Annotated in this window: 21 protein-coding genes; 13 read left to right on the forward strand and 8 right to left on the reverse strand. The window is 55.8% G+C overall.

Annotation, left to right across the window (positions count from 1 at the left end; all coding sequences use genetic code 11):
* The first annotated feature begins 4 nt into the window (after window positions 1-4).
* From atpG to mgtE, 4 genes are all read left to right on the forward strand, one after another.
* Window positions 5-892, forward strand: coding sequence for a F0F1 ATP synthase subunit gamma (gene atpG / locus HALO_RS22810; RefSeq protein WP_035582363.1), 888 nt, complete (start codon window positions 5-7; stop codon window positions 890-892).
* A 73-nt stretch (window positions 893-965) separates the two neighbouring features.
* Window positions 966-2,345: a F0F1 ATP synthase subunit beta gene (gene atpD / locus HALO_RS22815; protein WP_035582360.1), complete on the forward strand. Its 1,380-nt coding sequence runs from the start codon at window positions 966-968 to the stop codon at window positions 2,343-2,345.
* Between the two features lie 24 nt (window positions 2,346-2,369).
* The gene (locus HALO_RS22820) at window positions 2,370-2,798 is read left to right on the forward strand and encodes a F0F1 ATP synthase subunit epsilon (protein ID WP_035582357.1); all 429 of its coding nucleotides are present in this window, start codon (window positions 2,370-2,372) and stop codon (window positions 2,796-2,798) included.
* Between the two features lie 157 nt (window positions 2,799-2,955).
* Window positions 2,956-4,338, forward strand: coding sequence for a magnesium transporter (mgtE, locus tag HALO_RS22825; protein WP_035582355.1), 1,383 nt, complete (start codon window positions 2,956-2,958; stop codon window positions 4,336-4,338).
* A 12-nt stretch (window positions 4,339-4,350) separates the two neighbouring features.
* Here the strand turns inward: mgtE and HALO_RS22830 are convergent, their stop codons facing one another.
* Window positions 4,351-5,544, reverse strand: coding sequence for a cation diffusion facilitator family transporter (locus HALO_RS22830; RefSeq protein ID WP_035582353.1), 1,194 nt, complete (start codon window positions 5,542-5,544; stop codon window positions 4,351-4,353).
* A 232-nt stretch (window positions 5,545-5,776) separates the two neighbouring features.
* Between HALO_RS22830 and HALO_RS22835 the strand changes: the two genes are divergently transcribed.
* The 5 genes from HALO_RS22835 (at window position 5,777) to nhaD (ending at window position 12,722) form a co-directional block, all read left to right on the forward strand.
* Window positions 5,777-6,577: an undecaprenyl-diphosphate phosphatase gene (locus HALO_RS22835; protein WP_035582351.1), complete on the forward strand. Its 801-nt coding sequence runs from the start codon at window positions 5,777-5,779 to the stop codon at window positions 6,575-6,577.
* A 77-nt stretch (window positions 6,578-6,654) separates the two neighbouring features.
* Entirely contained in the window at window positions 6,655-7,764 is a 1,110-nt protein-coding gene (locus tag HALO_RS22840; RefSeq protein ID WP_050714083.1) for an FAD:protein FMN transferase, read from the forward strand.
* Between the two features lies 1 nt (window position 7,765).
* Entirely contained in the window at window positions 7,766-9,136 is a 1,371-nt protein-coding gene (glmU, locus tag HALO_RS22845; protein ID WP_050714084.1) for a bifunctional UDP-N-acetylglucosamine diphosphorylase/glucosamine-1-phosphate N-acetyltransferase GlmU, read from the forward strand.
* A gap of 119 nt (window positions 9,137-9,255) precedes the next feature.
* Window positions 9,256-11,097 (forward strand): glutamine--fructose-6-phosphate transaminase (isomerizing), encoded by a 1,842-nt coding sequence (gene glmS, locus HALO_RS22850; RefSeq protein ID WP_050714085.1) that lies wholly within the window; start codon window positions 9,256-9,258, stop codon window positions 11,095-11,097.
* Between the two features lie 158 nt (window positions 11,098-11,255).
* Window positions 11,256-12,722: a sodium:proton antiporter NhaD gene (nhaD, locus tag HALO_RS22855; protein ID WP_050714086.1), complete on the forward strand. Its 1,467-nt coding sequence runs from the start codon at window positions 11,256-11,258 to the stop codon at window positions 12,720-12,722.
* 133 nt (window positions 12,723-12,855) lie between these two features.
* Here nhaD and HALO_RS22860 read toward each other — a convergent pair whose 3' ends face one another.
* From HALO_RS22860 to HALO_RS22870, 3 genes are all read right to left on the reverse strand, one after another.
* Window positions 12,856-13,455 carry a CBS domain-containing protein gene (locus HALO_RS22860; RefSeq protein ID WP_035582343.1) on the reverse strand — a complete coding sequence of 200 codons (600 nt, stop codon included), beginning with the start codon at window positions 13,453-13,455 and terminating at the stop codon, window positions 12,856-12,858.
* Window positions 13,456-13,583: 128 nt separating this feature from the next.
* A complete protein-coding gene (locus HALO_RS22865) occupies window positions 13,584-14,972 on the reverse strand; it encodes an ATP-binding protein (protein WP_050714087.1) in 1,389 nt (462 codons plus the stop codon).
* Entirely contained in the window at window positions 14,969-15,649 is a 681-nt protein-coding gene (locus HALO_RS22870) for a response regulator transcription factor (RefSeq protein ID WP_035582338.1), read from the reverse strand. The genes HALO_RS22865 and HALO_RS22870 overlap by 4 nt, the downstream gene beginning before the upstream one ends.
* A gap of 183 nt (window positions 15,650-15,832) precedes the next feature.
* On the opposite strand from HALO_RS22870, the gene HALO_RS22875 reads away from it, so the two are divergent.
* Together HALO_RS22875 and HALO_RS22880 are read left to right on the forward strand one after the other, a co-directional pair.
* Window positions 15,833-16,774 carry a GNAT family N-acetyltransferase gene (locus HALO_RS22875; RefSeq protein WP_035582337.1) on the forward strand — a complete coding sequence of 314 codons (942 nt, stop codon included), beginning with the start codon at window positions 15,833-15,835 and terminating at the stop codon, window positions 16,772-16,774.
* A 231-nt stretch (window positions 16,775-17,005) separates the two neighbouring features.
* Window positions 17,006-17,866 carry a c-type cytochrome gene (locus HALO_RS22880; protein WP_050714088.1) on the forward strand — a complete coding sequence of 287 codons (861 nt, stop codon included), beginning with the start codon at window positions 17,006-17,008 and terminating at the stop codon, window positions 17,864-17,866.
* A gap of 107 nt (window positions 17,867-17,973) precedes the next feature.
* On the opposite strand, the gene rep is transcribed toward HALO_RS22880, so the two are convergent.
* On the reverse strand, window positions 17,974-20,043 hold the full coding sequence (rep, locus tag HALO_RS22885) for a DNA helicase Rep (RefSeq protein WP_050714089.1): 2,070 nt from the start codon (window positions 20,041-20,043) through the stop codon (window positions 17,974-17,976).
* Between the two features lie 79 nt (window positions 20,044-20,122).
* Here rep and HALO_RS22890 point away from each other — a divergent pair, with 79 nt between their 5' ends.
* On the forward strand, window positions 20,123-20,593 hold the full coding sequence (locus HALO_RS22890; protein ID WP_035582331.1) for a tRNA (cytidine(34)-2'-O)-methyltransferase: 471 nt from the start codon (window positions 20,123-20,125) through the stop codon (window positions 20,591-20,593).
* Here HALO_RS22890 and pyrE read toward each other — a convergent pair whose 3' ends face one another.
* Window positions 20,594-21,259: an orotate phosphoribosyltransferase gene (gene pyrE / locus HALO_RS22895; RefSeq protein WP_035582329.1), complete on the reverse strand. Its 666-nt coding sequence runs from the start codon at window positions 21,257-21,259 to the stop codon at window positions 20,594-20,596.
* A 141-nt stretch (window positions 21,260-21,400) separates the two neighbouring features.
* Between pyrE and HALO_RS22900 the strand changes: the two genes are divergently transcribed.
* Window positions 21,401-22,168 (forward strand): exodeoxyribonuclease III, encoded by a 768-nt coding sequence (locus HALO_RS22900; RefSeq protein ID WP_007112246.1) that lies wholly within the window; start codon window positions 21,401-21,403, stop codon window positions 22,166-22,168.
* A gap of 120 nt (window positions 22,169-22,288) precedes the next feature.
* On the opposite strand, the gene rph is transcribed toward HALO_RS22900, so the two are convergent.
* Window positions 22,289-23,011, reverse strand: coding sequence for a ribonuclease PH (gene rph / locus HALO_RS22905; RefSeq protein ID WP_172821725.1), 723 nt, complete (start codon window positions 23,009-23,011; stop codon window positions 22,289-22,291).
* A 140-nt stretch (window positions 23,012-23,151) separates the two neighbouring features.
* Complete coding sequence (locus HALO_RS22910) at window positions 23,152-24,708, reverse strand: FGGY family pentulose kinase (protein ID WP_050714090.1); 1,557 nt, start codon at window positions 24,706-24,708, stop codon at window positions 23,152-23,154.
* Between the last annotated feature and the right edge of the window lie 6 nt (window positions 24,709-24,714).

Genomic DNA, 24,714 nt, shown 5'->3' on the forward strand with positions numbered 1-24,714 from the left:
CGCTATGGCAGCTGCAAAAGAGATACGCACCCAGATCGGGAGCATTAAAAATACGCAGAAGATTACCAGCGCCATGGAAATGGTGGCTGCATCGAAAATGCGTAAAGCGCAAGATCTGATGAGAGCCAGTCAGCCTTACGCTAAGCAGATCCGTAATGTGGTCGGCCACATTGCCGACGCCAACCCCGAATACAAGCACGACTATATGGTCGAGCGTAGCGAGGTTAAGCGCGTTGGTTATATTGTGGTCTCTACAGACCGTGGTCTGTGCGGTGGTTTGAACCACAACCTCTTCAAAGCCTTACTCAAACAGGCCAGTGAGTGGAAAAAGCAGGGCGCTGAGCAGGATTTCTGCGCCCTGGGCGCCAAGGCCAGCACCTTTTTCCGCAATTACGGTGGCAATTTGGTGGCGGCGAAGAGCGGTTTAGGTGAAGCCCCGACCGTTGAGGGTTTGATTGGCAGTATTAAGGTCATGCTCGAAGCGTACGATGAAGGACGTCTCGACCGGCTTTACGTGGTGCACAACGAGTTTGTGAACACCATGACGCAACAGCCAGTGGTTCGTCAGCTTCTTCCGCTGTCGCCTGATATGGGCGCAGACGCTGAGCAAGACGACGAAAACGCCCGTCCCGGAAGCTGGGACTACCTGTATGAACCGGATGCCAAGGCGTTGCTCGATAGCCTGCTGGTTCGTTTCATCGAATCGCAGGTGTATCAGGCGGTAGTGGAAAACGGCGCTTGTGAACAAGCTGCCCGAATGATCGCTATGAAAAGTGCCACTGACAACGCAGGCGGCCTTATCGACGATCTGGAGATGGTCTACAACAAGGCCCGTCAGGCCGCCATCACCCAGGAAATTTCTGAGATCGTCGGCGGCGCTGCTGCCGTATAACGCCTAGGGAGCTGACACTTTTAGCGGCTCCCGGCAGACAGGTTTCATTTGCAGGTTTTAGAGAGGAACCAAGATGAGCGGACGTATCGTACAAATCATCGGCGCGGTGATTGACGTAGAGTTTCCGCGGGACTCTGTGCCCAAGGTCTACGACGCGCTGAAGGTCTCCGATGTTGAGACCATCCTCGAAGTCCAGCAGCAGCTGGGCGACGGCGTGGTGCGCACCATCGCCATGGGCTCCACTGAGGGCTTGAAGCGTGGCATGGATGTGACCAGCACAGGTGCCGCGATTTCCGTACCGGTAGGTAAGGAAACGCTGGGCCGCATTATGAACGTACTCGGCGAGCCGATTGACGAAGCGGGACCGATCGGCGAGCAAGAGCGGATGCCGATCCACCGTAAAGCACCGGGCTATGCTGACCAGGCAGCCTCTAACGAGCTGCTGGAAACCGGTATCAAGGTAATCGACTTGGTCTGCCCGTTTGCCAAGGGTGGTAAGGTCGGCCTGTTCGGCGGCGCCGGTGTGGGTAAAACCGTTAACATGATGGAGCTTATCCGCAACATCGCCACCGAGCACAGCGGCTACTCTGTATTCGCCGGTGTCGGTGAGCGTACCCGTGAGGGTAACGACTTCTATCATGAAATGACCGAATCCAACGTTATCGATAAGGTATCGCTGGTTTATGGTCAGATGAACGAGCCTCCGGGTAACCGTCTACGCGTGGCGCTGACTGGCCTGACTATCGCTGAGAAATTCCGTGATGAAGGCCGCGACGTTCTACTGTTCGTCGATAACATCTACCGTTACACCCTGGCGGGTACCGAAGTATCGGCACTGTTGGGTCGTATGCCATCAGCGGTAGGTTATCAGCCGACGTTGGCCGAAGAGATGGGCGTTCTGCAGGAGCGTATTACCTCGACGAAAACCGGTTCAATCACTTCCGTACAGGCCGTTTACGTGCCTGCGGATGACTTGACCGATCCGTCGCCAGCGACCACCTTCTCGCACCTGGACGCCACCGTGGTACTGGCGCGTTCTATCGCCGAACTGGGTATCTACCCGGCGATCGATCCGTTGGACTCCACCTCGCGCCAGTTGGATCCGCTGGTTGTCGGTGAAGAGCACTACGCCACCGCCCGCGGTGTGCAGAACGTTCTTCAGCGCTACAAAGAGCTCAAGGATATTATCGCCATTCTGGGTATGGACGAGCTGTCTGATGAAGACAAGCTGGCCGTTTCCCGGGCGCGTAAAATCCAGCGCTTCTTATCGCAACCGTTCTTCGTGGCCGAAGTATTTACCGGTTCACCAGGCAAGTATGTTTCTCTGAAAGACACCATCAGTGGCTTCCAGGGCATTCTTGCTGGCGAGTACGACGAACTGCCGGAACAGGCCTTCTACATGGTCGGCTCTATCGACGAAGCCGTCGAGAAAGCCAACCAGATGAAGAAGTAATCCCGTCCATTAGGGGGATTCGCTATGGCGAATAGCTTTACTTGCAATATCGTCAGCGCTGAAGCATCGATCTACTCAGGTACCGTTGAGCAGGTGATTGCTTCCGGGATTATGGGCGACCTGGGCGTTTTGCCGGGTCATGCTCCGCTGCTGACCGAGCTTCAGCCGGGTCCGGTTCGCGTGATTCACGATGATGGCAAGGAGGAGAACTTCTTTGTCTCGGGTGGCTTCATGGAAGTTCAGCCGGATGTGGTGACGATTCTGGCTGATTCTGCATCACGAGCCAGCGACCTCAATGAAGCCGCTGCCGAAGAAGCGCGTCAGCAGGCGCTGAAAGCCTTTAATGAGAAGTCATCGGAGCTCGATTATACTCGCGCTGCCGCTGAACTTGCCGAAGCCGTTGCTCAGCTGCGAACGATTCAGCAGTTGCGTAAAAAGGCGGGTAAAGGCTAACACCCACGCATTTAGCGTGTGTCCAACGCCCCTTAAACCCGTACCAGGGTTTAAGGGGCGTTTTTTTGTTGGGCAGTATGCTAGTAAGTAGGTGGAATTAAGCCGTATGAGAAATTAACTCGGTAGCATAACGTGGGTAAGTGTGAAGGGGAGAGCCATGGCACTGAATGATGAAAGCCTGCAGGAATTAAAAGCCGAACTGCTCGACGAGCTGGCCAAGGAAGCCCCGAGTAAAACGGTGCTCTCTTTGCGTTTGGCCGAAACCCGCTCCGCGGATATCGGTGAAGTGCTCGAAGAGATGATTGAAGATGACGAAGAGCTGTCTGCTGCGCTCTTGCTGTTGGATATCCTCTCTGCCGAACGTGCCGCCAACGTGCTGGGCTATTTGCCCGGTGAGAGCCAGCTTGAGGTGGTCGGGCAACTTGATGACAGCCAGGTACTTAAACTGCTGGAGGAGATGGGCTCGGACGAACGCGCTGACCTGTTTAATCTACTCAGTGAAGACCGCCGTGAAGCGCTGCTGCGTCGCATGGCCCACCGCGAGCGGGAAGACCTGAAGCGGCTTGCCAGTTACGAAGAGGGTACCGCCGGCGCCATCATGACCTCTGACTATGTCTCCATAGCCAGTGGCATGACGGTGTCGCAAGCGATGATGCGAGTTCGCCAAACCGCCCCTGATGCGGAAACGGTTTACCAACTATATATCCTCGATAGTGACGGCCAACTGATCGGTACCATGTCGCTGCGTCAGCTTATGGTGGCACGCCCCGGTGCCATTGTTGATGACATTATGATCAAGGATGTCATCAGTACACGGGTTGATAATGCCCAGGAAGATGTTGCCCGTATTGTGGCGAAGTACGACCTGTTAGCCCTGCCGGTGATCGATGCCGATGACCGGATGGTAGGTATTGTGACCCACGATGACGCCATGGACGTAGCCGAATCCGAGGCCACCGAGGATTTCCACAAGGGGATGTCGATCGGCCAGTTGGAAGACGGAGTTAGCCGTGTAAAACTCTGGAGTCTCTACCGTAAGCGGGTGTTTTGGCTGGTACTGCTGGTATTCGCAAACCTGTTTTCTGGCGCCGGGATTGCCTATTTCGAAGAGACCATTGCCGCCCAGGTGGCGCTGGTGTTCTTTTTGCCGCTGCTGATCGGTAGTGGCGGTAACGCCGGGGCGCAGGCCGCCACACTGATGGTGCGGGGTATGGCGACTGGCGACGTAGGGGTTAAAGATTGGGGCAAACTACTCGGCCGCGAGCTACTTGTCGCCGGGTCACTGGGTATCACCATGGCCATCGCGGTAACGCCTATTGGCATCATGCGCGGTGGGGAAGCGCTGGCCATGGTGGTCGCCTTTAGCATGGTGGTTATTGTACTGTTCGGCAGCCTGTTGGGGATGTGTCTGCCGTTTGTGCTGGAGCGCTTTAATGTCGACCCGGCAACCGCCTCGGCACCGCTAGTGACCACGCTGATTGATGCCTCTGGGGTAGTGATCTACTTCAGTATCGCCACCCTCATGCTATCCGGGTTGTAACAAGCGGTTAACCTAGCGCATTGAACTGCTGGCGGCGCGGGTAATAAACAGCACCTCTACGTGTCCAAGCCACTCAATATCGCTCGCCAGCGCTTTTAGCTGGCTGGCAAGGCACTGAGGAGGCTGATGCACAGCGTCATCGATGATCAGCGATACCGAGACCTTATCGTCCAGGTAGTGCAACTGAAGCTCGTTTAGCGTGCGCCACACCGGGTGCTTATACCAGCGTGCATCCAGCGCGGCCTCGACTTCAGGGCGTAGTGGTAGGCCGGGTAGGCGGCTCGGGTCACCCGCACCGGCGTCGTCTTCGGGGTCAACGTGGAAGATCACATCGGTAAGCGCGGGGAATTCATGGCGTAGGCGGCGGCTTACTTCGTTACCGATTTCGTGGGCTTCCGAGACGGTAATTTTAGGCCCAACCACCACGTGTAGATCGACCATCACCCAGCCTGCCGATTGGCGCGTGCGCAGGTCGTGGACGCTATCCACACCCGGCACGCTGCAGGCAACGTCGTGCATCTGATTTTGTACATCCACCGGTAGCGCAGTATCCACCAGCTCCCGCGCCGACTCCCACAGCAAGTCCAAACCAACCTTACCGACCAATAAGCCCACGATAATGGCGGCCACGGCGTCCAACCATCCCAAACCAAACTGGGCGCCCACCAATGCCACCAACACCACGGCGGTAGATAACGCATCGCTGCGTGAATGCCAGGCATTGGCTTCGAGTAATTTCGACTTTACCCGCTTGGCGACCCGCATGGTGTAGCGAAAAATCCACTCTTTGCTAAACAGTGCAATGACGGTAATAACGATCGCCACCGCGCCAGGAGCGTTAACATCGGCACCGCTAAACAAGCGATCCAGGCTCGACCAGGCAATCGCGCCCGCCACAAAAATCAGCACGCTACCCAGCAACAGCGTCGTCAGGGTTTCGATTCGGCCGTGGCCGTAGTGGTGGTCTTTATCGGGCTCCTGGCGGCCGTAATGGATCGCTGCCAGGACAAAGCCGTCGGTGACTAAATCAGACAGTGAGTGAATGCCGTCGGCGATCAGCGCCGCTGAGCCGACCATAAAACCGATGGTGACTTTGACGATGCTCAACAGGGCATCCAACCACGCACCAATGTAGGTAACACGCTTGGCATCTTGGCTAAGTCGCGCTTGGTCGTGAACCACTGGCGTTTCGATGGTCTGAGTCATGGGTACCTTGCAAGGACGCACGCATTCAATAGACGCCTATTGTAGCGCACTCCTTATATCCTCTATAGCCTCCACTGCGTTCAAACTGTGAAACGGCATTTTTGCGTGTCGGTGGCGGGCAGTGTCAGTAAAAGCGTGTCAGCAAAAGCAGTGGCGGACAACGAATTAGCGGATGTGTATCCTTAAGCGCCATTGCAAACCATCAAATTGTTTCTACACACAGGGTGTTTTTATGGATTGGCTTCAGGTGGTGGTATTAGCGATTGTTCAGGGAATTTCAGAATTTTTACCCGTATCAAGCTCTGCCCACCTGATTTTGGTGCCCGTTCTTACAGATTGGGAAGACCAAGGCTTAGCCTTTGATGTGGCACTACATTTAGGCAGTCTCTCCGCGGTCATCATCTATTTCAGGCACGAAATCTGGCAAATGATCACCAGCAGCCTGGCCGCCATCGGGGGGAAAGGCGTCAACGAGGATGCGCGGCTCGCCTTCTGGGTGACATTGGCCACTATCCCCGTGGGTATTATTGGCTTACTGCTGCACGATGTTATTTCTCACTATATGCGCTCTACGCTGATTATCGGCTTCAGTTTAATTGGTTTCGGTCTATTGTTGGGGTATGCCGACTGGCGCAAGCAGGGTACGCGAAGCGAGTACCAGCTGCGTTTAAAGGATGTGCTGATTATTGGCGGCGCTCAAGCGTTGGCGCTGATCCCTGGTACGTCGCGCTCGGGGATTACTATTACGGCGGCGCTAATGGTGGGCATGAGCCGGGAAGGTGCTGCGCGTTTCTCTTTCTTGTTGTCGATTCCGGTGATTGTGTTGGCCGGTGGTTTGGAAGCCATCGGTCTTGTTAACGCGCCGCAGTCTATCGATTGGGTCGCCATGCTAGTGGGTACGCTACTATCAGGAGTAAGCGCTTACTTGTGCATCCACTATTTCCTGGTAATTATAAAAAAATTGGGAATGCAGCCCTTTGTGATTTACCGCGTGCTGTTCGGCGCCTGGCTGCTGTGGTTCTTTCATTTTTAGGCAAGGCAACGATGCAAAAAATTAAACAGAAATTGTGTGTTGAACGCAGTACAAGGTGGCGACGTGCACTGACCGTGATGGGCCTTCTGTTGAGCTTAGTGATCAGCGTGGCCGGTTGCTCAGAGAGCGATCGGCCGCTGGAGCCTCCGGTACGCTTTGAAGGCAATATTTTTGGCACCTTCTATCAGGTGACTATCATGGATCCGCTTACACAAGGCGAATCCCTTGAGTTGGAAGCGGGTTTCAAAGCCGAGCTGGAGAGTGTTGACCAGGCGATGTCCACCTATCGGGATGACTCTGAGCTGATCGCGTTTAACGAGGCCCCGTTGGAAGAGTGGCAGCCGCTCTCCAATGAGCTCATTGAGGTGTTGGCGATCAGCCTGTCGGTGGCCGAAGCCAGCCACGGCGCCTTTGATATTACCGTCGGCGATCTGGTTAATTTGTGGAGCTTTGGCCCTGGCGCACGGCCTGAAGAAGTGCCCGCCGATGATGTCCTGGCCGAGCAGCTTGCCCAGGTAGGCTTTGATGCGGTGGAGGTCGATACGCAAAATATGCAGGCACGGCGTACCCGCGATGTGTTTGTCGACCTGTCTGGGGBGGCCAAAGGCCACGCTACTGACCGGGTAGCCGCTTACCTGAATCAGCAGGGTATAGAGCACTACTTAGTCAATTTAGGCGGTGACCTAATTGCGCGTGGAGTGCGTGATGAAGACGAACAGACACCGTGGCGAATTGGCATTGAGGTACCTGAAGATGGCCAGCAGCGTGCCCAGCACATCATTCCGTTAGAGAGCATGTCGGTGGCTACCTCCGGCGATTACCGCAACTATTTTGAAGTCGATGGCCAGCGCTATTCCCACACCATTGACCCACGTACGGGCCGGCCGGTAACCCATCAGCTTGCATCGGTGTCGGTGTTCCATCCTTCCAATGCCTGGGCGGATGCCTGGGCGACAGCGCTACTGGTGGTGGGCGAACAGGACGCTATGCAACTGGCCATTGAGAACAATCTCAAGGTACTCCTGCTGGTGCGTGATGGAGAGCAGTGGCGTAGCATTGCTAGCCCTGAATTTGTTAACTACTTTGGCGAAACACTGGTTGATGAGCTGGGCATTGAACAATTTTCAACCCCTCCATTACCAGCCACCGAGGCAGTGCCCGCTAGCCAATCGGGAACAGGTGAATAACATGCAAGAACTGGATATTGTCATTCTCGCCGCGGGTAAAGGCACGCGGATGCATTCGCAAATGCCTAAGGKGCTTCACCCCTTGGCGGGCAAGCCTATGGTGCAGCATGTGCTGGACACAGCCTCTGGGTTACAGCCTGACCGGACGCATGTAGTGATTGGTCATGGCGCTGAACAGCTGCGTGAGGCGCTGGCAGGCAATGCTGTGCAGTTTGCCGTGCAGGCTGAGCAGAAGGGGACCGGGCACGCGGTAGCTCAAGCGCTGGAGCAGTTGGGGAGCGGCAAGGTATTAATCCTTTACGGCGATGTCCCCTTGCTGCAGCGGGAATCGCTGAGCGAACTGTTAGCCTATGTGGATGAGCAGCACATAGGGCTATTAACGGTGACGCTAGCTGACCCCACCGGCTATGGGCGGATCGAGCGTAATGACGCAGGCGATGCCGTGGCAATTGTTGAGCAAAAAGATGCCAGCAGTGCCCAGCTTGCCATCACCGAATGCAATACCGGCATTATGGCCATGACCAGCGCCCAGCTGAAACGCTGGTTACCGCAGCTTTCATCAAATAATGCCCAGGGTGAGTATTACCTGACCGATGTGATTGCCATGGCAGCAGCGGAAGGTACCAAGGTATGCACTGTCCAGCCAGCCAACGCCGTCGAAGTGGAAGGCGTCAACAACCGGGCGCAAATGGCCCGCCTGGAACGTGTTTATCAACGCCAACTGGCCGACAAGTTAATGGCGCAGGGGGTGGCTCTTGCCGMCCCTGAACGACTCGATGTGCGTGGGCGCCTAACCTGTGGCCACGATGTGTTTATCGACGTGGGCTGCGTGTTTGAAGGCGAGGTTGAGCTAGGCGAAGGCGTGCGGGTTGGCCCTTACTGTGTGATTAAAAACAGCACCATTGGTGCGCAGAGCGGGGTAGATACCCATAGTGTGATAGAGGGCACCGTGGCAGCGGGGCTAAACCAGATTGGCCCCTTTGCGCGTTTACGCCCCGGCACGCGGCTAGCGGTAAAAGCCAAGGTAGGCAATTTTGTCGAAACCAAAAATGCTGATGTGGGTGAAGGTAGCAAGATTAATCATCTAAGCTACGTTGGTGATGCTCGCTTAGGACGTGGCGTGAATGTGGGAGCAGGCACCATTACCTGCAATTACGACGGGGCTAACAAGCACCTCACAGAAATTGGTGATAACGCCTTCATCGGCTCTAACACCGCCTTGGTAGCGCCGGTAACGGTAGGCAAAGGTGCCACTGTCGGGGCTGGCTCCACGATTGCCAAAGATGTCACCGATTACGCCTTKGCAGTCACCCGTGGCCGCCAGTTAGAAAAAATTGATTGGCTGCGCCCCAGCAAACGCATAGAGCCATAGCTCTAAACATAGCCCTAAACATGGTGCTAAGAATCATTAAAAAGCCGTATTTCTATCTCACCGCCAAGGTAATACCGTTTTAGGTGTTTGATAGATTCGTAAAACTCAGGAGAGTCGTTATGTGTGGCATTGTGGCCGCCGTTGCCCAGCGCAACGTCCAAGAAATTCTATTAGAAGGACTAAGGCGCCTGGAGTATCGCGGCTATGATTCAGCCGGTATGACGGTGTTCAGTGATGGCGTATTAACTCGCCACCGGGCGCTTGGTAAAGTCGCGGCGCTGGCTGCACAGCTGGATGCAGCCGCGCTACCGGGTTTTTCAGGGATCGCCCACACTCGCTGGGCCACTCACGGTAAACCCTCTGAAGCCAATGCGCACCCACATCACAGTGGTAGCCATCTCGATCAAAACCAGGTTGCCGTGGTTCACAACGGCATTATTGAGAACTACGAGGCGATAAAAGAGAGCCTGCAGCGCAATGGTCACGGGTTTAGCTCCGAAACTGATACCGAGGTGATTGCTCACTTACTTTCCGAAAAATTGGCTGATGGCCTAACGCTATTTGCTGCCACGCAGCAGATCGTAAACGGCTTAGGCGGTGCCTACGCGCTAGGGGTAATGTGCGCTCAAGAGCCGGGCGTGGTGGTTGGCGCTCGCCAGGGCAGTCCGCTGGTGGKCGGTGTGGGCATTAACGAGGCTTTTTTAGCCTCTGACCCGCTGGCGCTGCTGCCGGTGACGGATCGCTTTATTTACCTTGAAGAGGGTGATCTGGTTGAACTGCGCGAGCAGGGTGCGATTCGTATTGTGGATCGCCACGGTAACGACGTGGAGCGCGCTATTCATACCTTTGAGCATGGCGATGGTGCGGCCAGTAAGGGCGAGTACCGCCATTATATGCTTAAGGAGATTTTTGAGCAGCCGACGGTTATTGAGGCAGCATTAGAGGGACGGCTGAGCGCAAATAGCGTGTTGGTGGAGAGCTTTGGTCCAGATGCCCAGGCACTTTTCCAGCGTACCCGACAGGTACATATTATCGCCTGCGGCACTAGCTACCATGCGGGGCTGGTGGCGCGCTATTGGCTAGAACGCTACGCGGGCGTACCGGTACAGGTCGAGGTTGCCTCTGAGTACCGCTACCGCCACCCGGTCGTGCCTGACGGCACGCTGTTTATCAGCCTCTCCCAGTCGGGAGAGACCGCTGATACGTTGGCCGCGCTACGCTTTGCTAAAACCCTCAACTATGTGGGCTCACTGGCGATCTGTAACGTGCCGGGTAGTTCGCTGGTGCGTGAGTCTGACATTACCCTGATGACCCGCGCAGGCCCTGAAATTGGCGTCGCCTCGACCAAAGCGTTTACCACTCAGCTGGTAGCGCTAATGCTGCTAACGCTTTCGGTCAGTAAAGCCAAAGATCAGGCCGAATACCCGGATATTATCGCCGCGCTGCGCACGCTGCCCGAGGTGTGCCAGCGGGTGCTGGCGCTAGACAGCCAGATCGAAACGCTTTCCCAAGCGTTTGCAGAAAAACATCATGCACTCTTCTTGGGGCGCGGTGCCCACTACCCGATTGCTCTGGAAGGCGCGCTTAAGCTTAAAGAGATCTCCTATATTCATGCCGAGGCGTACCCCGCAGGAGAGTTAAAGCATGGCCCGCTGGCGCTGGTGGACAGCGAAATGCCGGTGATCTCGGTAGCACCCAACGATGACCTACTGGAAAAGCTAAAATCCAACCTTCAGGAAGTCCGTGCCCGCGGCGGCCAGCTGTTTGTATTTGCTGATGAGAGCGTGGGTATCGATACTCAGGAAGATATTCGCGTACTAACCCTGCCCCATGTGCACGAAGCGCTAGCACCGCTGCTGTATACCCTGCCGTTACAGTTGTTGAGTTACCATGTAGCGGTGCTCAAAGGTACCGATGTCGACCAACCTCGCAACCTGGCTAAAAGTGTCACGGTGGAGTGATTGAGGCGTCAGACTTTAGATTGAGTTAAACCCATAAAAACGCTTTACAAGATGCGGCAATCAGTCGCATCTTATGCGCAACCGTTGCGTTGCAGCATGTGGTTAGGGTGCTTATGATCGTGGCGGTCTTTCCTCCCTTCTAATTGGATAACATTGCTATGAAACCACCAAACGTCCTCGTAACCCGGCATTATGCTAGCCGGGTCGCTTGGCTGTTGCTTGCCTGCTGTCTTTTTGTTTTCCCCTCCCTCTCTTATGCCGCCGCCGGGCCGCTCGATCTTACTCTTTCGCTTGCCGGTATCTCTTCTGTCGTGATCTTCGTGCTCGCTTATGCGTTGGTGATGAGTGAAGAGCTACTGCATATGCGTAAGTCTAAGCCGGTACTGGTCGCGGCAGGTCTTATCTGGGGGCTAGTGGCCTGGGTCTATGTACAAGCGGGGATGCCGGAAGAGGCGGAAACCGCCTTCCGTGAAACGCTGCTTGAGTACGCCGAGCTGTTGCTGTTTTTGCTGGTCGCGATGACCTATATCAACGCCATGGAAGAGCGCCGGGTATTTGATGCGCTGCGTTCCTGGCTAGTGCGCAAAGGCTTCAGCTACCGCACGCTGTTCTGGATTACCGGGGTGATGGCCTTCGGTATTTCGGCGATCGCCAACAATATGACCACTGCCATGTTGATGTGCGCCGTGGTGCTCAAAGTGGCCGAGGGGGATAATAAGTTTATCGGCCTTTGCTGCGTCAACGTGGTGGTCGCCTCTAACGCGGGCGGTGCCTTCAGTCCGTTTGGCGATATCACCACGCTAATGGTGTGGCAGGCAGGGCAAGTGCCGTTCGAAGGCTTCTTCGCGCTGTTACTTCCCGCGGTGGTTAATTTCATGGTACCTGCGGTCATCATGAACTTCTTTATCGTCAATCGTCAGCCTGCCTCGCTTAAAGAGAACGTTTGGCTTAAGCGTGGTGCGCGGCGCATTATCGTGCTGTTTTTAATCACCGTGGCCATCTCGGTACTGTGTCMCTCAGTGCTGTATTTACCGCCTGCCATGGGCATGATGTTTGGTTTGGGCCTACTGCAGTTCTTTGGCTACTACCTGCGCCGCAGCCTGCCTCGTTCGCTTGAACGCAAGCGCGAGCGCTACTCCCGCCGGGGTGACTGGAAGAAGTTGGAACAGCTCGGCAGTGTCGTTCCCTTTGATATTTTTAGCCGTATTGCGCGCTCCGAGTGGGATACGCTGCTGTTCTTCTACGGGGTGGTGATGTGCGTCGGTGGCCTTGGCTTTATGGGCTATCTCAGCCTGCTTTCCGAAACCCTCTACGGCAGTTGGAATCCGGTGTGGGCGAACGTAGTGCTGGGGCTTATCTCTGCGGTCGTCGACAACATACCGGTCATGTTTGCGGTGCTTTCCATGGCGCCGGATATGTCGGAAGGTAACTGGCTACTGATTACCCTAACCGCCGGTGTGGGGGGTAGTTTGCTTTCGATGGGCTCTGCTGCGGGGGTTGCCCTTATGGGCCAGGCACGCGGCATCTATACCTTTGCCGTTCACCTGCGCTGGGTGCCCGCGATTTTATTAGGCTATGTTGCCAGCATTGCCGTGCATCTATGGATCAACGCCGCTCTGTTCTAGGCGGACTGTTCCGATTAGAAGTTAGTACGCTAACATCGAAAACGCCCTTCACCGAGTAATCAGTGAAGGGCGTTTACTTTTTATGAGTTCAGGATTTAAAGGCGGTTAACTTAACGATATTTTCGCTGGGCCGTTAGAGGTCGTGGCCGGTAATGACCTGGCAAATCTCCGCAAAGCTCTTCGCCCTGGGCACTGGGTTAATCTCTTTATCCACCGCACTCTGTATATCGCTGGCTGAAATAATGCCGCGAATTCTAAGCTCATGGTTATCGTTTTGCTCGGTGATTAACAGGTGTTGCTCGGTAAAGGCTTCCATCGACATCACCAAATCTTCGATTGTCAGCGAGCCCAGTTGGGCGACGGGCATGGCGCTAAGCTTGTGCCACGGGGTCATAATCATTTCCGCCGTTATATCTTCACGCGAGAGATTGCGCTGCTGCATGGCTAAATTAATACGCCGAGTGCCAATCATCTCTTTTGAAGTAATAATGCCGATACAGTGCGCTTGGTGATCCATGACGAATAGCAGCCTTACACCGCTATAACGCATCTTAAGGTGCGTCTCGTCGATGGGGGTATCGGCATCAACCGATTGGGGCGCTACTTGGGAAAAATCGGTCAGCACGGTCATGGCAGGGCTAGTGGGCTGTAGCCGACGTGTTGCAGGCTTGGTCAGCAGTGGTGCTGAGCCTAGTTGAATTAAGGGTTTAGCTGAAAAGGTGACTTGGTTCATCAGGGTACCTCCATGTGGAGAAAAGGGTGAGTCGTTGATATCTGGCTCACCATGCAACTCCACAGTTGCATGCAATTCTTATCGCAACCTTAAGAGATCCATAAATAGCGTTATCATGCCGACAGCAGCTACGGCTGCTTACTGAGAGGCGGTAGAACAATCAGTACGCGCAACCCTCCGCTGGGAGCGTCATCAAGCTGCAGGGTGCCGCCGTGACGTGTGACCAGCCGCTCGACGATGGAAAGCCCTAATCCTGAACCGGCGCTGGGGCCTGCGCGCTGAAAACGCTCAACGACCTTTTTACGCTCATTGATGGGGATACCGGACCCCTGATCATCCACTATTAACTGAAAGCCTGATGGTGTCGTCGCCAGTGTGATACTGATCACACTCTGGTTAGGCGAGTGCTGGATGGCATTACCGACCAAGTTTTGCACCAGCGTTTCAATGGCACCGGGCTCTTCTAGCATTAACCAATCCGCCGGCTCATCGGCGTTGAGCAGCAGCTGCTGTTTGCGCTCAGCGGCCAGTGGTGAAAGTTTGGCCAGGGTCTCACGCACTTCGCTAAGCAGATGGCTAGTGCGGTACTCGGGGRGTGCCTCCTCTTCGGGTTCCAGGCGAGCCAGCGTCAATAGCTGGGTGACCAAACGGGTAGCTCTTGATACGCCATCGCGCAGGTGGGKGAGTGCCTCCTGACGGTCTTCGCGGCTGTCGGTAGTCAGGGCGTTCTGAGCGTGTAGGTCGAGTACCGCTAAGGGCGTTCGCAGCTCATGGGCGGCGTCGGCAATAAAGCGCTTTTCGCGTACGCGCATTATGCGGATTCGCTCTAACAGCCGGTTGAGCGCGCCGGCAATGGTATCTAACTCTTGGGGCAGAGGGCTAAGCGTTAAGGGCTGCAAATTATGTGGATCGCGACTGCGGATTTGCTCGGCCATGCGCGATAGCGGTGCCAAGCCCCAGCCAATTGACCACCACAGCAGGGCGGTGAGCAGTGGCAGGCCGATTAAGTCGGGCAACAGGGTGCGTAGCGCTACCGCCCTGATCAGTTCGCCGCGCACGTCTTCCCGCTCACTCACTACAATCCGCTGGGTGGCGTTGGCTATTTCGAGTACATAAATGCGCCATTCCACCTCATCGATAGACCGACTGGTGAAACCCGAGGGGATCTCGGCCAGCGGCGACTCGGGGGCATTGGCCGAGCGCAGCAGGAGGCGGTCCTCTTCCCAGAGTTGAAAACCCAACTGGCTATCCGCACGGTATCCTGCAAAGCGCCGATTGGATCTCGCCGCACCCCCGAGGGCATTTTCTAGGCTGCTGAGCAGCTCGCCGCGCGTCTCTTCCGGCAGTGGGGTTTGCAGCAAGCCTGCTAATAAGCGCCCGTCTTGCTCAAGACTGGCGTCGTACAACGCTTCAATTTCATGGGCAGCGTAGCGGTAGCTGATAAAGCCAATCGCCAGCATGCTAATACCAAACACCAGCAGCGCTAGCCCCAGGGTACGTTGGCGAATAGAGCTCATGGGGAGTCATCCTGATCGGCTTTATCCATGACGTAACCAATGCCGCGCAGGGTGCGAATCAGGTGAGGAAAGAATTTACGCCGCAGATGGTGCACATGGACTTCAATGGCGTTGCTCTCTACATCTTCATCCCAGCCATAGACCAAGCGCGTTAGCGTATCGCGGGTGAACACGCGCCCAGGGTGGCTCATAAACTCTTGTAGTAGGGTCAATTCACGCCGTGATAACAGCACAAGCTTCCCCTGGTAGCTAACCTGCATGGTCAAAGGATCCAGGCGAATACCTCGGCACTCCAAGGCACTGTTGACTTGGTCGCTGCTACGCCGCAACAGGGCGCGCAGGCGTGCTTTTAATTCAGCGACTTCAAACGGCTTGGTTAAATAGTCATCGGCACCCGCATCTAATCCCGCGATGCGTTCGTCAACGGCGTCCCGGGCGGTTAACACCAAAATGGGGACGCGATTGCCCTGCCGCCGCACGGCTTCCAGTACCTGCATACCATCCATGCGCGGCAGCCCCAGATCGAGAATGACCACATCAAAGGGTTCGCCTTCCTTTAATGCAGCCAGGGCGGTAACCCCATCGCTAAGATGATCCACCGTGAAGTTCTCGGGCTTTAATGCCAAGCGAATGCCCGAGGCTAAGCTCGGATCGTCTTCAACCAACAATATACGCATGGCGGGTTGCTTACTCCTTCAAATCAATTCCTTCAAAACAATCGCCATCATGAAACCTTGAAATAAGCACTGATAAGGGTGGCGTGCAAAGGCTTAGGCAGTCAGGATGAGGTTATAAATTATAGGTTAATAACGTAGCACGCTTTACACCTCCTTCGGAGCTTTGCATTTGATTGATCAGCCATGACGCATTCCCCCTCAAGCACCCCAGATGTCATGCTTTGCCCACCCGATAAGCGACGCGAAGCACTACTGCAGTTGGCTGCTGCTCATGACCCTGAGCAGCAGGCGGCGCTCAGCACTGCTTTAAAGAGTATGTCGACGGCCTCAGACGAAGAGTGGCAGGGGCTATTGGTAAACTATCAGGAAGGGCAAATAAAAGGCGCGATCTGGGTACAGCCTCTGCCAGAAAACATGGCGCAGCTGTGGTTACCATTGCCCGGTGTGGAAGCAGAGCAAATCCACGCGCTGTTGCGTGCCGCCCACGCATGGGTAAAAACGCACAATATTCGCCTGTGCCACTTGGAGCTTCCACCCCAGGCATGCGTATCAGAAGCGCTGTTAGTTGAGCATGGCATGCTGCGTTTGGCCTGCTTGGAGCATTTAACCGGCAACAGTCACCGCCGCTTAGCGATGAATGAAGCGATGCCGCTGTCTTTGCAGCCGTTTGGAGAACTTCCAGAACCAGAACAGTTGGCCCTGCTGGCCGCGGTGGGGCAGGATTCACTGGATAGCCGCCCCCTGCGCGACGTACTCTCCATTAAGGAGCTACTGGCGGGGTTTTATCAGCAGGATCCCCAGGCACCGCAGCATTGGTACGCCGTTGGTTATCAAGGCGGTGTGGTGGGCGTGCTATTGCTGGCGCCGCGCCCGGCGCTAGGCCGTTGGGAGCTAATGCTCATGGGACTAATACCGGGTTGGCGTGGCCAAGGTTTGGGCCGTTCGCTATTAAATAAAGCCCTTGAACTTGCCCAGCAGGCAGGTGTGCAGGCGGTTATGCTGGCAGTCGATAACGTCAATTTACCGGCCAAACGTCTTTATCAGCAGGCCGGKTTTGTGCGCTACGCACAACAGCGTTTATTAGCGTGGAAAGGCGATGGCGAGAAGGGCGAAGCGCCAAAATAAAGCCTAGATAGTACCTATGGATCATATAAGCGCGCTTAGTAGCATTTTCTTGCGCTTTACGTTGCCGGTATACTAGTTCTATAGGCACGTCTTGGCGTCTCTGCGGTGCATCGTTGATGTTGGCGCTGCCACACATAGGGTTTGAGACAGTGTTTGAGAGAGCGTTTGAGATAGCTTGAGACAGAGATTAAGAAAAAAACGATTTATGACAATACTCAAGAGGTGGTGAGAGTGAAAGCTAAGCTGATCATGAGCGGGCTGGCGGCCCTCGGCGTCATGGCGGGCACATCAGGTGCTTACGCTCAAGACGCCGCACGTGATGSGATTGCCGAGCGTTTGGCGCCGGTAGGGCAACTCTGTTTACAAGGCCAGGACTGTGGCACTGCGGCTGCGCCTGCTAGCGATAGCGGCAGTGATGGCGATATCGATGGTGAGGGTATCTACGGCAACGTATGTAGCGCCTGCCACGAATCCGGCGCTGCGGGTGCCCCTATCCGTGGCGATGAAGAGGCCTGGGCGGAACGCACTGAGCAAGGCTTTGCCACGCTGCTAGAGCACTCGATTAACGGTATTGGTGCAATGCCTGCTCGTGGTGGTAACCCCAATCTCTCTGATGAAGAGATGGAAGCAGCAACTGCCTACATGGTTGAGCCAGTCATGGAAGTGCCTGAACTAGGCGGTGGCGACGAGGCGGCTTCTGAAGATGAAGAAACCACAGACGAAGCCGCTACTGAAGAGACAGCGGCTTCCGAAGATGAATCGGCTAGCGAAGCAGAAACCGCCGCTAATGATGACGCGGCAAGTGAAGAAGACGCGGCGGCAAGCGAAGGCGAGAGTGGTGGTAGCGACTTAGACGGTGCAGCACTTTATGCGAGCTCTGGCTGTGCCGCTTGCCACGACAGCGGCGTTGCAGGAGCACCGGCGATAGGCGATGCGGATGCCTGGGCTGAGCGTTTAGAAAAAGGTGCTGACGAGCTTTATGCCAGCGCGATTAACGGTATTGGTGCCATGCCAGCCAAAGGCGGCAACCCCAATCTTTCTGATGAAGAAGTCATGGCGATTGTCGATCACATGATCGCTGGAGCCGAGTAAGTCTAAAAATCTTATTCGCGCAGTTAATTGAGACGTTGAGCTATCTTATCCACAGGGTGTTTTTGCTAACGCCCTGTGGATATTTTTTATAACCTCAGGTTCATTATTCACCCCAGTAGCGAACGCAGCCCGGCAATGGCGTCTTTGCCGCGGGCCTGTTTCTTATCCGGATCCTCTTTATCCGCGCGACCTTCCCACTCTAGATCCTCCCCAGGTAACTCGTCTAAAAAGCGGCTGGGCGCACAGTCCATCAGCTCACCGTAGGCTTTGCGCTGGCGGGCAAGGGTCAAGGTTAGCGTGCGCCGCGCCCGGGTAATGCCCACATAGGCGAGCCGCCTCTCCTCCTCCACTGTGCCTACTTCGATGGCGTTACGGTGGGGTAGCAGGTCTTCCTCGAGTCCCATCAAATAAACGTGGGGGAACTCCAGCCCTTTGGAGGCGTGCATAGTGAGTAGCTGCACGCGATCAGAGTCATCCTCTTCCGCCTGCTGCTCCAGAATATCGCGCAGTACCAAGCGTGAAATCGCCGCTTCCACGCCGTCGGTTTCCGTATCGGTGGAGTCAGTATCGTCTTCTGGTTCGCGGTTAAGCGATTTTTCCAACTGATCAATTAGAATCCACACATTGGCCATACGCCGTTCAGCAACGGTGGGCGCGCTGGCGTTTTGGTACAGCCAGGCCTCGTAATCCATATCCCGCAGCATATCGCGGATGGCGGCAATCGCATCGCCTTGATCCATGCGCTTACGTACGCCGTCGAGAAAGTGGGTGAATCGGCTTAAGCGCTCTACGGCCCGAGTCGGCAGCACCTGCTCCAAGCCCAGTTCGTGGCAAGCGGCAAATAGTGATATCGAGCGCTCGGKGGCGTAGTTGGCAAGCTTCTCTACCGTTCCAGGGCCTACTTCACGGCGGGGTACGTTCACGATACGTAAAAAGGCGTTATCGTCGGCGGGATTAATCAATAACCGCAGATAAGCCATGGTGTCTTTAATCTCATTGCGGGAGAAAAACGACGTACCACCGGAGAGCTTGTAAGGAATTTGGTAGTGCTGCAGCTTAAGCTCCAGCAAACGGGCCTGGAAGTTACCGCGATACAGCACCGCAAAGTCACGCCATTCGGCTTTCTCTTTGATGCGCCGAGTGAGCATTTCGCTGGCGACCCGCTCAGACTCCGCTTCTTCATGGCGGTTCACGATCACCCGAATAGGCGCGCCGTCGCCCATATCCGACCACAGCGTCTTCTCATAAACGTGGGGGTTATTGGCGATCAGTGTGTTGGCGGCGCGCAGTATCGTGGCGGTAGAGCGGTAGTTTTGCTCCAGTTTGATCACTTTCAGGCGCGGGAAATCTTCCCCTAGGGTAATCAGGTTCTCAGGCCGTGCGCCGCGCCAGGCGTAAATCGACTGGTCATCGTCGCCTACTACGGTAAAGGTGGAGCGCTCCGCCATTAGCAGTTTCACCAACAGGTACTGGGAGACGTTGGTGTCCTGGTACTCATCCACCAGCATGTAATGGATTTTGCGCCGCCAGCGCTCGAGCGCTTCCGGATCGTTCTTGAGCAATACCACCGGCAGCAGAATCAGGTCGTCGAAATCCACCGCGTTGTAGGCTTTTAAATGGCGTACGTAGGCTTCATACACCCGTGCGGCAAAATGCTCATCGTCATCAGCCGCGAACGAGAGCGCATCGCTGGGCAGCACCAAGTCGTTCTTCCAGGTGGAGATTTTGCTCTGCACGGCGTTGATTTGTTCGGCATCCACCTGGGCATCTTTGTTCATCAAATCGCGCAGCAGCGCCTTGGCGTCTTCCGGGTCGAAAAGTGAAAAGCCCGGCTTGTAGCCCAGGGTTTTCAGCTCGCCGCGGATAATATTCAGCCCCAGGGTGTGAAAGGTGGAGACCGTCAGCCCGTGGCCCTCTTTGCCGTGGAGCATCTGGCCCACGCGCTCTTTCATCTCCCGGGCGGCTTTATTGGTAAAGGTCACCGCCGCGATTCTGCGCGCGCTCATCCCGCACTCTTGCACCAAATAGGCAATCTTGGTGGTAATCACGCTGGTTTTACCCGAACCTGCGCCCGCTAATACCAAGCAGGGGCCATCGATATAACGCACCGCTTCCTGCTGGCGCGGGTTTAGCCCTTTAATGCGGCTAAGGATGCTCTTGGGCGTGGCAGGCGTCATGGCGTCGGTGGTCCTCTACGAGTGTTGCTAGGCGTTTTCGATTACAATCGGCGAATGCATGATAAACAGGCAGGTGGAGATGTTTGAAGTAGCGCTTTTTGAACCGCGTATGGCGCCCAATACGGGCAATATCATGCGCTTGGTGGCCAATAATGGTTGCCGGTTACACCTGATTGAGCCGCTGGGCTTCGACCTGGAAGAGAAAAAGCTGCGTCGCGCTGGGCTAGATTACCGCGACCTGGCAAATGTCACTCGCCACGCGGATTTTAGCGCCTTTCAGCAAACCATGCAGGGGCGGCGCATCTGGGCGATCACTACCAAAGGCACGCGCAGCTACAGCGATGCGGACTTTGCCCCAGGCGATGTACTGCTGTTTGGCTCGGAAACCGCTGGCCTCTCACCCCAGGTGCATGAAGCGCTCACTGCCGAGCATAAACTGCGCCTGCCCATGCAACCCAATAACCGTAGCCTGAACCTTTCCAACGCCGTCGCTATTGTGAGCTACGAAGCGTGGCGCCAGCAAGGGTTTGCTGGCGCAGGTTCGGTCTAATCAGTTAGCAATTCCGTAGCGGTCACGGTACGCCCTGATCGCTTCGGCGTAGGCGAGCATTTCACCACCAGCATGCTCTTCAAGGTAAGTGAGTACTTGCTCTAAGGTGACGATACTGACCACAGCCATGCCATACTGGGCCTGCACTTCCTGAATGGCGCTCTGCTCGCCCTGGCCGCGCTCCTGGCGATCAAGGGCAATGATCACTCCAGCGACATGGGCACCGCTCTGCTCAATCAACGTCATTACTTCGCGAATCGCGGTGCCTGCAGTAATCACGTCATCAATGATTAATATATCCCCGGCAAGCTCTGCGCCAACAATATTGCCGCCTTCACCGTGGGTTTTGGCCTCTTTGCGATTAAAGGCATAGGGCATATCCCGGTCGTGATGGTCGGCCAGCGCCGCGGCCGTGACCGCTGCCAGCGGGATGCCCTTATAGGCGGGGCCAAACAGTACATCGGCGTTTAAGCCGCTATCGACAATCGCCTGGGCGTAAAAGCGCCCTAGCTTGGCCAGTGCCCGACCGGTTTGAAATAGCCCGGCGTTGAAAAAGTAGGGGCTAACGCGGCCAGATTTCAGCGTAAACTCGCCAAACTTAAGCACGCCTTGCTCAATGGCAAAGGCAATGAAATCGCGCTGGTAGGGTTGTAGAGTGGTGGCCACGGCATTCCTCACTAGGCGTTAGGTTTAAATCGGCACGAAAGCAACAATATAAGTAGGGTAAATGGCAAGTTTTACTCGCTGCCTTTACCCAAACGTCTAAACGTCGGGTATCATACAGCAGCGACGCAAAAGGGACGATTTATGAAAATTGCCAGCATCAATGTCAATGGTATTCGTGATGCCGTCGATCGTGGCTTCCTGGACTGGCTGGCTCAGCAGGATGTCGACGTGGTCTGCGTGCAGAACATCAAGGCAAAAAGTTTTGAACTGGGTGATCATATTCTGTATCCGGAAGGCTATGAAGGCTACTTCCTGGATGCCGAAGAAGATGGTTTCTCCGGTGTGGCACTCTATTGCCGCAAAATCCCCAAGGCGATTATGTATGGCCTTGGGTTTCCTCAGTGTGACCATGAAGGACGTTTTCTGCAGGCGGATTATGAACGCTTCAGTATCGTTTCTTTCTTGATGCCTGATGGAAGTGACCAAAAAGCCAAACAGGCGTTTATGGAGCAGTACCAAGAGTACCTGACCAAGATGTCGCGCAAACGGCGTGAATACATCCTCTGCGGTACCTGGCATATTGCCCATAAAACCGTCGATTTGGCTAATTGGTCGGATAACCAACTGACCTCAGGTTTCCGCCCGGAAGAGCGCGCCTGGATGGATCAGGTGCTTGGCCCCACCGGGTTTATCGACACCTTCCGCGAAATTAACCGTGATGCAGGTGAATATACCTGGTGGCCGAAGCTTGACCAAGACGTGCCCCGTGAGCGCCAGGAAGGCTGGCGGATCGACTATCAGTTAGTCGGCCCCAACTTCCGCCGCCACGTGGTCGACGCGTGGATTGATTACGATGCGACCTTCTCCGAGTTCGCACCGCTAATCATTGAGTACGACCTAGCGCTCTAAGCGCTAGACAACGCACTTTTCCCGCGTCGCCAGTCACCCTTGCTGATTAGCAGGGGTGATAAACAACAGGCCAGCTAAATGCTGGCCTGTTGTTTTTTTACGCCTCACACCTCACTTTCATTACCCTCGAATACCCAGCGCTTCGCGCTGCTTCTCGCGCAGCTCATCACCGGCTTTTTCGGCTAAATCCAGCATCGCGTTCAACTCGGCACGGGTAAACGCACCCGCCTCGGCGGTACCCTGCACTTCGATCAGTTCGCCGCTTTCGGTCATTACCACGTTCAAATCGGTATCGGCTTTGCTGTCTTCCGGGTAGTCCAGATCCAGCACCGGCACGCCTTTATAAATGCCTACGGAAATGGCGCTGACCAACTGCTTGAAGGGGTCGCTTTTAATCTTCTTTTCACGCTGCAGATAGCGAACGGCATCCATCAGCGCCACGCAGCCACCGGTAATCGCCGCGGTGCGGGTGCCGCCATCGGCCTGGATTACATCGCAATCCACGGTAATGGTGAACTCACCGAGCTTCTTCAAATTCACCGCGGCGCGCAGGCTGCGACCAATCAATCGCTGAATTTCCAGCGTGCGGCCGCCTTGCTTACCCTGAGTCGCTTCGCGGTTGCTGCGCGAGTGCGTCGCGCGGGGCAGCATGCCGTACTCAGCGGTTACCCAGCCCTGATTCTTGCCGCGCAGCCAGCGCGGTACAGTGGCTTCTACGCTGGCATTGCACAGCACTTTGGTATCACCAAACTCCACCAGCACCGAGCCTTCCGCATGGCGGGTGTAGTCGCGGGTTAAGCGAATGTCGCGGAGCTGGTCGGCCTCGCGGCCGCTGGGGCGCACAACATCAGGACGCTTAGCACTGCTCACAAATAGTACCTCTCAATAAACGCGTAACAAGGAAAAGCCCTTCATTGTACACGTCTGGGAGTGCGCTGATTGTCTTAACGCCCAGCTAGCGTCAAGGCATTACTTTATTTATGTCAATTGAGGCGTCCAGTGTAGAGCGCTTTGAAGGCAGTATAGCGAGCCGCATGCAGTTCATATGTACCTGAATCAGGCTCTAATACCTGCTCGCCCGGGGATAGGTCGTTCGCAACGCTCAAGACGTCGCCATTGGTCCTTGCCGCCATCGCCGCCACGGCTGCCCCAAGCAGCACGGGTTCGGGCGCATCAGAAAGGATAACTCGGCAGCCGGTACCGTCGGCATAGAGCTTGCGTAGCAAGGCCGAGCGGCCATGACCACCGCTTAAGTGCAAGGTATCAATGGCGTAACCATGCGCGTTCAGCCGCTCGATAATCGCACGGGTGCCATACACCAGCGCGGTGGCGGCAGCCCAGTAGACCTTAATAAAGCTCTCCCGCGGCGTATCTAGCGTGAGCCCGGTAATCGCGCCGCGAATGTCCGGATCTGCTAGCGGAGAGCGGTTACCGATAAAGTCAGGGCAGACGTGGGTATGTGGCGCAGGGTCGCCGTTTTCCAGGCGTTCAAGCAGCAACTCGGAGAGCGCTCCGTGAATATCCTCGCCAAACTCATTGCCTGCCGAAAACAGCGCTGCCAGGKGATCTAGCAGCGCGCCGGTAATACTCTGCCCGCCTTCGTTGGCGACAAAACCGCTGCACAACGCGCCGGGATAAGGGCCCCACACGCCGGGCACCTCGCGCCGTTCGGGCTGGGCGCCGATATGGCAGGTGGAGGTGCCGCCTATCACGGCAAGACGACGCTCGGGAGCATCAGAGAGGCTTCTTCCTAACGTGCCGAGCGCTCCGGCATAGGCATCAATCATGCCCACTGCAAAGGTGCAGCCGGTGGTTAGACCCAGCTCTGCCGCCGCTGCTTCTGTCAATTGCCCCAGTGTTACCCCAACGGGCCGCGCTTGGTCAGGCAGCCGTGCGCGCTCAAGAACATCCTGCATATCTATCTGAGCTAGAAAATCTTTATCCCAGCCATGACCAGGGCGAGGATCAAACGTCCACTTGCAGGCGAGCATGCACACCGAACGCTCGGTGGAATCCGTGCATTTAAAGCCCAGCCAGTCGCCAAGATCACCGGCGTAGCCAATCTGGGCATAAAGCTCTGGACGGTGGCGCTTGAGCCACATCAGTTTGGGCATCTGCATCTCGGGGGACATGAAGCCACCCAAGTTAGCCAGTGGCGCGGCGTGGGTGGCCGTGCACTCAGCGGCTTCGGCGGTTGCACGGTGATCCATCCAGACAATGATATTCCACGCTTCATCACCGGGTGAGAGCTCAAGCGGTTGACCCTGCTGATCCAGAAGGACGAGCGAGCAGGTGGCGCTTACCGACATGCTGGTGATGGAATCGGGCGCTACACCGGCAGCCTCGCGGGCGCGCCGGGTCGCGCTGCATACCGCGCGCCAGATATCCGTGGAGCTTTGCTCAACGTGGTGCTCGGCAGGGCGATGCATCGCAATAGGGGTTTTCGCTTCGGCCAGCATCACGCCATCAAGCGTGAAAATGCCCGCCCGGGCGCTGCCAGTGCCGATATCGATGCCTAKAACATGTTCTTGATGACTCATGGAAAA

This window comes from Halomonas sp. R57-5 (assembly GCF_900070345.1).
Lineage (GTDB): Bacteria > Pseudomonadota > Gammaproteobacteria > Pseudomonadales > Halomonadaceae > Vreelandella > Vreelandella ventosae_B.

Excerpts from the sequence above, each read along its gene's own strand:
- HALO_RS22890 (WP_035582331.1), top strand. The coding sequence starts at position 20,123 with ATGTTTGAAGTAGCGCTTTTTGAACCGCGTATGGCGCCCAATACGGGC.
- atpG (WP_035582363.1), top strand. The coding sequence starts at position 5 with ATGGCAGCTGCAAAAGAGATACGCACCCAGATCGGGAGCATTAAAAAT.
- HALO_RS22830 (WP_035582353.1), bottom strand. The coding sequence starts at position 5,544 with ATGACTCAGACCATCGAAACGCCAGTGGTTCACGACCAAGCGCGACTT.
- atpD (WP_035582360.1), top strand. The coding sequence starts at position 966 with ATGAGCGGACGTATCGTACAAATCATCGGCGCGGTGATTGACGTAGAG.
- HALO_RS22860 (WP_035582343.1), bottom strand. The coding sequence starts at position 13,455 with ATGAACCAAGTCACCTTTTCAGCTAAACCCTTAATTCAACTAGGCTCA.
- mgtE (WP_035582355.1), top strand. The coding sequence starts at position 2,956 with ATGGCACTGAATGATGAAAGCCTGCAGGAATTAAAAGCCGAACTGCTC.
- HALO_RS22900 (WP_007112246.1), top strand. The coding sequence starts at position 21,401 with ATGAAAATTGCCAGCATCAATGTCAATGGTATTCGTGATGCCGTCGAT.
- HALO_RS22835 (WP_035582351.1), top strand. The coding sequence starts at position 5,777 with ATGGATTGGCTTCAGGTGGTGGTATTAGCGATTGTTCAGGGAATTTCA.
- HALO_RS22870 (WP_035582338.1), bottom strand. The coding sequence starts at position 15,649 with ATGCGTATATTGTTGGTTGAAGACGATCCGAGCTTAGCCTCGGGCATT.
- HALO_RS22820 (WP_035582357.1), top strand. The coding sequence starts at position 2,370 with ATGGCGAATAGCTTTACTTGCAATATCGTCAGCGCTGAAGCATCGATC.